Annotated in this window: 6 protein-coding genes; 3 read left to right on the top strand and 3 right to left on the bottom strand. The window is 67.3% G+C overall.

Annotation, left to right across the window (positions count from 1 at the left end):
• The coding region (locus WA317_RS00395; protein ID WP_425171144.1) for an MFS transporter at positions 1–839 on the top strand (839 nt) is incomplete at its 5' end.
• A 15-nt stretch (positions 840–854) separates the two neighbouring features.
• On the opposite strand, the gene WA317_RS00390 is transcribed toward WA317_RS00395, so the two are convergent.
• Positions 855–2423: a glycosyltransferase family 39 protein gene (locus WA317_RS00390; RefSeq protein ID WP_425171145.1), complete on the bottom strand. Its 1569-nt coding sequence runs from the start codon at positions 2421–2423 to the stop codon at positions 855–857.
• A gap of 321 nt (positions 2424–2744) precedes the next feature.
• Here WA317_RS00390 and WA317_RS00385 point away from each other — a divergent pair, with 321 nt between their 5' ends.
• The gene (locus tag WA317_RS00385) at positions 2745–3188 is read left to right on the top strand and encodes a universal stress protein (RefSeq protein ID WP_425171143.1); all 444 of its coding nucleotides are present in this window, start codon (positions 2745–2747) and stop codon (positions 3186–3188) included.
• Positions 3189–3222: 34 nt separating this feature from the next.
• Here the strand turns inward: WA317_RS00385 and WA317_RS00380 are convergent, their stop codons facing one another.
• The gene (locus WA317_RS00380) at positions 3223–4767 is read right to left on the bottom strand and encodes an Hsp70 family protein (RefSeq protein ID WP_425171142.1); all 1545 of its coding nucleotides are present in this window, start codon (positions 4765–4767) and stop codon (positions 3223–3225) included.
• Positions 4768–4805: 38 nt separating this feature from the next.
• Positions 4806–5483 (bottom strand): MBL fold metallo-hydrolase, encoded by a 678-nt coding sequence (locus tag WA317_RS00375; RefSeq protein WP_425171141.1) that lies wholly within the window; start codon positions 5481–5483, stop codon positions 4806–4808.
• A gap of 118 nt (positions 5484–5601) precedes the next feature.
• Here WA317_RS00375 and uvrA point away from each other — a divergent pair.
• The coding region (gene uvrA / locus WA317_RS00370) for an excinuclease ABC subunit UvrA (protein ID WP_425171140.1) at positions 5602–7492 on the top strand (1891 nt) is incomplete at its 3' end.

The following is a 7492-nucleotide window of genomic DNA, read 5'->3' as shown; positions in this document are numbered from 1 at the left end:
TGCTCGTTCCCCGGGTACTGCCGGCCGGCCGCGGTGATGACCGCGGCGACGCGCCGCCGTCCAAGGTCCCGTTGTGGTCGCTGTTACTGCTGGGATCGGCCGCATTGGGGGTCTCCGTCGCCGAGGTCCCGCAGAAGCTCCCAGTGATGATCGGGCTGCTGCTGATCAGCGTCGTGCTGGTCGCGGTGTTCCTGGTCCTCGACCGGCGGGTGTCAGTGACGGTGCTGCCGCCCAGCGTGTTCGGTGCCGGTCCGCTGAAGTGGATCTACGTCACTATGGGGCTGTTGATGGGCGTGGCGATGATCGACATGTACGTCCCGCTGTTCGGCCAACGGCTGGCCCACCTCAGCCCGGTGGCCGCCGGGTTCCTCGGTGCTGCCCTCGCTGTCGGCTGGACGCTCGGCGAGCTGGTCAGCGCGTCGCTCAACGACAAACAGTTGATCGTCCGCGTCGTCGCCGCCGGACCGCTGGTGATGGCGTCGGGCCTGGCGTTGTGTGCGCTCACCCAAGTCGACAACGCCACCCGCGGCATGGTCGCGCTGTGGGTATTCGGGCTGCTGATCAGCGGCACCGGGATTGGGATGGCTTGGCCGCACCTGTCGGCCTGGGCGATGGAGACCGCCGCCGACACCGCAGAAGACGGCGCGGCGGCCGCCGCGATCAACACGGTGCAGCTGATCTCCGGCGCCTACGCCGCGGGACTGGCCGGCGTCGTGGTGAACGCCGCCGGCCGCGGTGACGCCAGCCCGGCACGCTTGCTGTTCACGGTGTTCGCCGGCCTCGGCGCCGTCGGCGCGTTGGCGTCCTACCGTGCCGGCCGAGGACGGCGCTATCGATGACGCGAGAAGCAGCGTTCAGCGGACGGACTTGACGACCTGGGCGCGGTGGAACTGCCAGCGCTCGACGATTCTGAATCCGAGTTCACCGGCGAACCGGTAGGCGGGCGCGTGACCCAGGACCCGCCCGGGCACCAGGGATCGGCCAACTTGACGGTCCGGTAGCGTCTTGTCGCGGCCGGAAACCGTCCAGACAGTGCCGCACTTGTCGAGCTGAGCGGTGACCAGCCAGACCGCCACATGTCCGTCCCACAGGGTGCCGCGGTCGGCTGCCCGGGCTCCCCGGCCGACATCGATCAGCGGGCGGAAGGCCGCCGGGCGAGTCGCCACCAACGCGCGGATCGGGCCGGGCGCCCAGAAGACGGTGTTGTCGATCAGCAGGCAATCCCCGGGCACCGCGTGCGCGGCGACAACGTCGGCCACCTGGCTGTAGTCCCAACCTTCTTTGGCGTACCGGGTGCGTTGCGAGAAGAGGTAGGTGGGCGCGGCGGCGACGGCGAGCACGGCGAGCACAACAACGACGGCCCACCGCTTGCCGGCGACGGTGACGATGCACACGGCCAGCACCGCAGCCATCGCCGGGGCGGTGAAGAACAGGTAGCGCGGGAAGTAAACCGGCTTGCTGACCGCCGAATAGATGATGCTGACCGCGGTGGGCAGCACCATCCACGCGATGCACACCAGCAGCAGCCGCCGGGTCTCGCCGCCGGGCCCGCCGGCACCGGCCAGTCGGGCCACGCCGGCGGCGACGATGACCAGGCCGGCGATGATCGCGAACGGGACGCTGTTCTCGAAATACTGGTGCTGCACGACGTCGATGACGTTGTGCCAGTTGACCCGAAAGATCCAGCCGACCTGATAGATCTGGCCGTGCGCGAAGATCATGAACGGCGTCATGACGCCCATCGCGACGGCTGAGGTGACGGCCCACCAGCCGGCCGCGGACTTGCCGGGCCGGATCACCGGCAGCACGGCTGCGTACACCACGACCAGCAGCGCGAGGTTGAGGTTGACCAGCACCGAAAGCAGCAGAGCCAGCGCGTAGGACAGCCACAGCCAAGGCCGGTTGCGTCGCAAAGCGGCGATCAGCAGCACCGTGAGCCAGACCGCGGCGGCTGCCGAAAGTGCGTAGGGACGGGCTTCCACGCCAGCCCAGGTGGTGCGGGGCAGGACGGCGAAGACGCCACCGGCGCACACCGCGGTGGCGCGGGTGGAGAACTGCCTGGTGAAGACCGCAGTGCCGGCAGCGGCGGCACCGACTGCAAGGCAACTGGGAACGCGAGACCAGAACTCCGTCGGCGGGAACAAAGCGAACCAGCCATGCATCACCAGGTAGTACAAGCCGTGTACGGCATCGATGTGGCCCAGCAGTTGCCATAGCTGCGGCAATGAGCGACTGGCCGACGCCGAGATCGTTGCGCCTTCGTCAAACCACAGCGATGGCCGGCAGGCCCCGGCGCCGCTGATCACAGCGGCCAGCGCGGCGATCGCCAGCGGGTCCGCTATTCTTCCGGGACGGCGATGCCGAAGCATCGGATCGCTGGCGATCGCCTCCGCGGTTGGTTCTGCGAGTGTCGAGGCGGGCATGATGGTTGTCACTGTAGGGCTCCTGTAGTGAGGCTCATTACCGCTGCGGACCCCTGATTGATCGCGTCGTGGCGGGGGTCGCCAGGCGCATAGCTAGCCCGATCGGCAACCAGACCGGCACTATCCTGCGTCACAACGACTTTCGTGCCAACAGACACGCTTACGCCGCCCGGCTCACAACGAAGTCGTTCGCCGGCGCGCCGGTCTCAGGCCAGGCCCACCCGCGGGCCACGCTACCGGTGTGTCGCACAATCCAACCCTCCGCATCCGGGGAAGCGATACTGTCTTTGGTTGGCGGAGCAACCGACACTTGGAGGGTAAATGAGCGCCTATCAGACCGTGGTGGTAGGAACGGACGGCTCCGACTCGTCCCTGCGCGCGGTAGACCGGGCCGGCGCACTCGCCGGCGCAAACGCGAAGCTGTTCGTCGCGTCGGCCTATCTGCCCCACGGTGACGATTCGCGGGCCGCAGACATCCTCAAAGGCGAGAGTTACAAGGTGGCGGGCAGCGCTCCCATCTACGCGATTCTGCGTGAGGCCAAAGACCGGGCCCGCGCCGCGGGCGCCGGGAACATCGAAGAACGGGCCGTCGTCGGCGCCCCGGTCGACGCGCTCGTTGGACTGGCCGAGGAGGTTTCGGCTGATCTGCTGGTCGTCGGAAACGTCGGCCTCAACACGATCGCGGGCCGGCTGCTGGGATCTGTGCCAGCCAACGTGTCCCGCCGGGCGAAGGTCGACGTCCTGATCGTGCACACTTCGCCCTGAGCTGCCCGATCCAGCTGACTCAGCGCCACACCCGCTACGGGCTAATCAGGGCGTGCCGCGTCAGCTGAAAGGTTCGCGTCAGCCCGGCCGGTCGCGTCGTGAGCGTCACTTCCACCGCTCCACCGGCCGTGACGATGTAACGCTCTTCGACGTCCGGCCCGTCGTCGCGGCGGTCGACCGGGCGACGGGCGAGATCCGCCTCCTGATGCAGATCCGGGTCGAAGGGAAACCAGACCGGATCGTAGGGCGTAACGTCGCCGTCCGGCCGGTCGCCGGAGAGGCGGCTGCACTCGATGAACCGGAAGTGGCCGATGTTGTGTGCTGCCCGGTAGGTCCGGTTGACGACGACCGGCGGTTGATTGTTGGCCGGCAGCGTGATCCCTTTGGGCAAGATCGGGTCGAAGGTGACGTCCTGACCGGCGTGCGCTTCGCGGAAGACGCCGAAATGCCGTGAGAGCTGGTCCGATAACTCAAAGCCGGACTCTTTGTCGAGGAAACCGGCGAGGCCGATAGCGGTCGCGGCGAACGGGTGCGGCGACCGTTTGACCCGCTTGTCGTCGAACGATGTGCGCAGCATGCGTGCGACCAGCGGAAAGCTTCCAGCTCCACCGACCACGTAAATGCCGGCCACCTCCGACCAGTCCACGTCACCGGCCACCTCACCGTCGAGGTCACCGTCGTCGCGGCCCGGGTCACGCAGGACCCGCCCCAGCACCTGTGCGGTCTTGTCGATGAGGGGGGCACAGACGGCGTACACGTCCTCGATCGCACAGCAGAACGGCGGCCGGTCGACCGCCGACAGGTCGACCAGGAAGCGACGGGTGTTCGGGCCGACTGCTTCTTTGCGGGTTGCGCACTCCTCCAGCAGCACTTCGCGGCTGGCGGCGTCCAGCCGGCGAAGATGGGCAGATTTGCGGACGAGCTTCAGAATCGCCTCGTCGAAATCGTCGCCACCGAGGCGCTGAATGCCTTCGCTGGCGACAACCTCGTTCAGCCGTCCGGTCATCTTCAGCAGTGACGCGTCGAACGTGCCGCCACCCAGGTCATAAATCAGGACGTATTCGCGCCTGGTCGTGATGGTCGAGCGGTATCGGTGGGCGTACTCGAAGCCGGCCGCGGACGGTTCATTGAGCAACGCCACCACCTCGAAGCCCGCTTCGGTGAAGGCGTCCATGGTCAGGAAGCGCTGCGCGCTCGAGGCGTTGGCCGGGACACTGACCGCGGCCTGGACACGTTCGCCCGGGCTCAGGTCGGCGTTCGAGCGATGCTGCAGATCGCTCCGCAGCTGAGCCAGGAAGCGGGTGAAAAGCTCGGCCAGCCGGTAGGAGCGCCCACCCAACTCGACTTCGGTCCGCGGCCCGGCGTCGTTGAGCAGCCGTTTGAAGGATCGCAACAGCGACCAGCCCGGCTCGCGGCGGACAGCGGCCGCTTCCACACCGAAGCGAAGTTCGCCAGCGGCATTGGCAGCGATCAGCGACGGCCAGGTGTCGAGACCCTCGAACGACGCGACGGGGTAGTTGCCCCGGTCGACGACCGCAACAACGGTGTGCGTGGTGCCGAAGTCGATGCCGACCTTCATCCCGCAAAGCTTAGGGGCAGCAGGGCGTTTCGACTGGCTTACCAGCCGCGTTCCCGCCAGTCTTTTAAGTTGGGCCGCTCGGCGCCCAGCGTCGTGTCGTCGCCGTGTCCGGGGTAGACGACGGTCGAGTCGGCGTAGACGTCGAACACCCGGCTGGTGACGTCGGCCAGCAGCTGGGTGAAGTCGCCGGGCTGCCACGTCTTGCCCACCCCGCCGGGGAACAGGCAGTCCCCGGTGAACAGCTGCGTGGCGTCACCGGCGCCGGGGCCGTCCAGCGCCAGCGCGATCGACCCGGGCGTGTGGCCGCGCAAGTGGATGACGTCGAAGGTCAGCTCGCCGACCTGCACGGTGTCGCCGTGACTGAGCAGACGGTCGGGTTTGACCGGCAGCGGCTTGGCGTCGATCTCGTGCGCAGCGGTCGGCGCGCCGGTGGCCGCGGCCAGCGCTTCCAGTGCCTGCCAGTGATCGAAGTGCTGGTGGCTGGTAACGATCAACGACACTTTCGGAGCGTGTTGCCGCACCAGCCCGATGAGGACGTCGGCGTCGTTGGCGGCATCGATCAGCAGGGTTTCGCCCGTTCGGGAACATGTGACCAGGTAGGCGTTGTTGTCCATCGGGCCCACCGAAACCTTGACGATGGTCGCGCCCGGCAGGGTGCGCCGCGCCGCATTGCCCGGCTCGACGTGGCCGGTGTAGTTGTCGTCGACGAGAGTCATTTGGCGCCACTCCTCAAATCCGGCGAGTCATACCGGTCACGGTACTGGCCGACGGATGGCTGTCGGCACGGGCACATAGCATGGGAACGACGTCTGAAGATGAGCGAGAAGGAACCCGGTGGCTGACCGCCTGATCGTCAAAGGTGCGCGTGAGCACAACCTGCGCGGTGTCGACCTTGACCTGCCGCGCGACGCGATGATCGTCTTCACCGGCCTATCCGGGTCGGGGAAGTCGTCGCTGGCGTTCGACACCATCTTCGCCGAGGGCCAGCGGCGTTACGTGGAGTCGCTGTCGGCCTATGCCCGCCAATTCCTCGGCCAGATGGACAAGCCGGACGTCGACTTCATCGAGGGGCTGTCCCCGGCGGTGTCGATCGACCAGAAGTCGACCAACCGAAACCCCCGGTCCACCGTCGGGACCATCACCGAGGTGTACGACTACCTCCGGCTCCTGTACGCGCGCGCCGGCTCCCCGCACTGCCCGGTGTGCGGCCACCGGATCGCCCGCCAGACGCCGCAACAAATCGTCGACCAGGTGCTGGCGATGCCGGAAGGCACCCGGTTCCAGGTGCTGGCCCCGGTGGTGCGCACCCGCAAGGGCGAGTTCGTCGATCTGTTCGAGAAGCTGAACAGTCAGGGGTACAGCCGGGTGCGGGTCGACGGTGTGGTGCACCCGCTGACCGACCCGCCGAAGCTGAAGAAGCAGGAGAAGCATGACATCGAAGTGGTGGTCGACCGGCTGACCGTCAAGGCGAGCGCAAAACAGCGGCTCACCGATTCGGTGGAGACCGCGCTGAACCTGGCGGACGGCATCGTCGTGCTCGAGTTCGTCGACCATGAGCACGACGCCCACAACCGCGAACAGCGGTTCTCCGAGAAACTGGCCTGCCCCAACGGCCATTCGCTGGCCGTCGACGACCTCGAACCGCGGTCGTTCTCGTTCAACTCACCCTATGGCGCCTGCCCGGAATGCAGCGGATTGGGGATCCGCAAAGAGGTCGATCCCGATTTGGTCGTGCCCGACCCGGAGCTCACCTTGGCGGAGGGCGCCGTGGCGCCGTGGTCGATGGGCCACACCGCCGACTACTTCACCCGGATGATGGCCGGCCTCGGTGACGCGATGGGTTTCAACGTCGACACTCCGTGGCGCAAGCTGCCCGCCAAAGCGCGCAAGGCGATTCTGGAGGGCTGCGACGAGCAGGTGCACGTCCGGTACCGCAACCGGTACGGCCGCACCCGGTCCTACTACGCCGACTTCGAAGGCGTCATGGCGTTCCTGCAGCGCAAGATGCAGCAAACCGAGTCCGAGCAGATGAAGGAACGCTACGAGGGCTTCATGCGGGACGTGCCGTGCCCGGTGTGCGAGGGTACGCGGCTCAAACCGGAGATCTTGGCGGTGACGCTGACGGCTGGGGACCGCGGCGCCAAATCCATTGCCGAGGTGTGCGACCTGTCGATCTCCGAATGCGCGGACTTCCTGGCCGCGTTGACACTGGGCACTCGCGAGACGGCGATCGCCGGGCAGGTGCTCAAAGAGATTCAGTCGCGGCTCGGCTTCCTGCTCGACGTCGGACTTGAATACCTGTCCCTCTCGCGCGCAGCCGCCACATTGTCCGGCGGTGAGGCGCAACGGATCCGGCTGGCCACCCAGATCGGTTCCGGATTGGTCGGCGTGCTCTACGTGCTCGACGAGCCGTCGATCGGTCTGCATCAGCGTGACAACCGCCGGCTCATCGAAACCCTCACCCGGCTGCGGGATCTGGGCAACACGCTGATCGTCGTCGAACACGACGAGGACACCATCGCGCATGCCGACTGGGTCGTCGACATCGGCCCGGCCGCCGGTGAGCACGGTGGCCAGATCGTGCACAGCGGTACCTATCACGAGTTGCTGCGCAACAAGGACTCGATCACCGGCGCGTACCTGTCCGGCGCCGAATCCATCGCGGTGCCGGCCATTCGGCGCCCGATAGACCGGCGGCGACGGCTGACGGTCGTTGGCGCCCGCG

The organism is Mycobacterium sp. (genome assembly GCF_049802695.1).
Taxonomy (GTDB): Bacteria; Actinomycetota; Actinomycetes; order Mycobacteriales; family Mycobacteriaceae; genus Mycobacterium.
The sequence above is the reverse complement of the archived record's forward strand: the minus strand, read 5'-3'. Positions and strand labels throughout refer to the sequence as shown.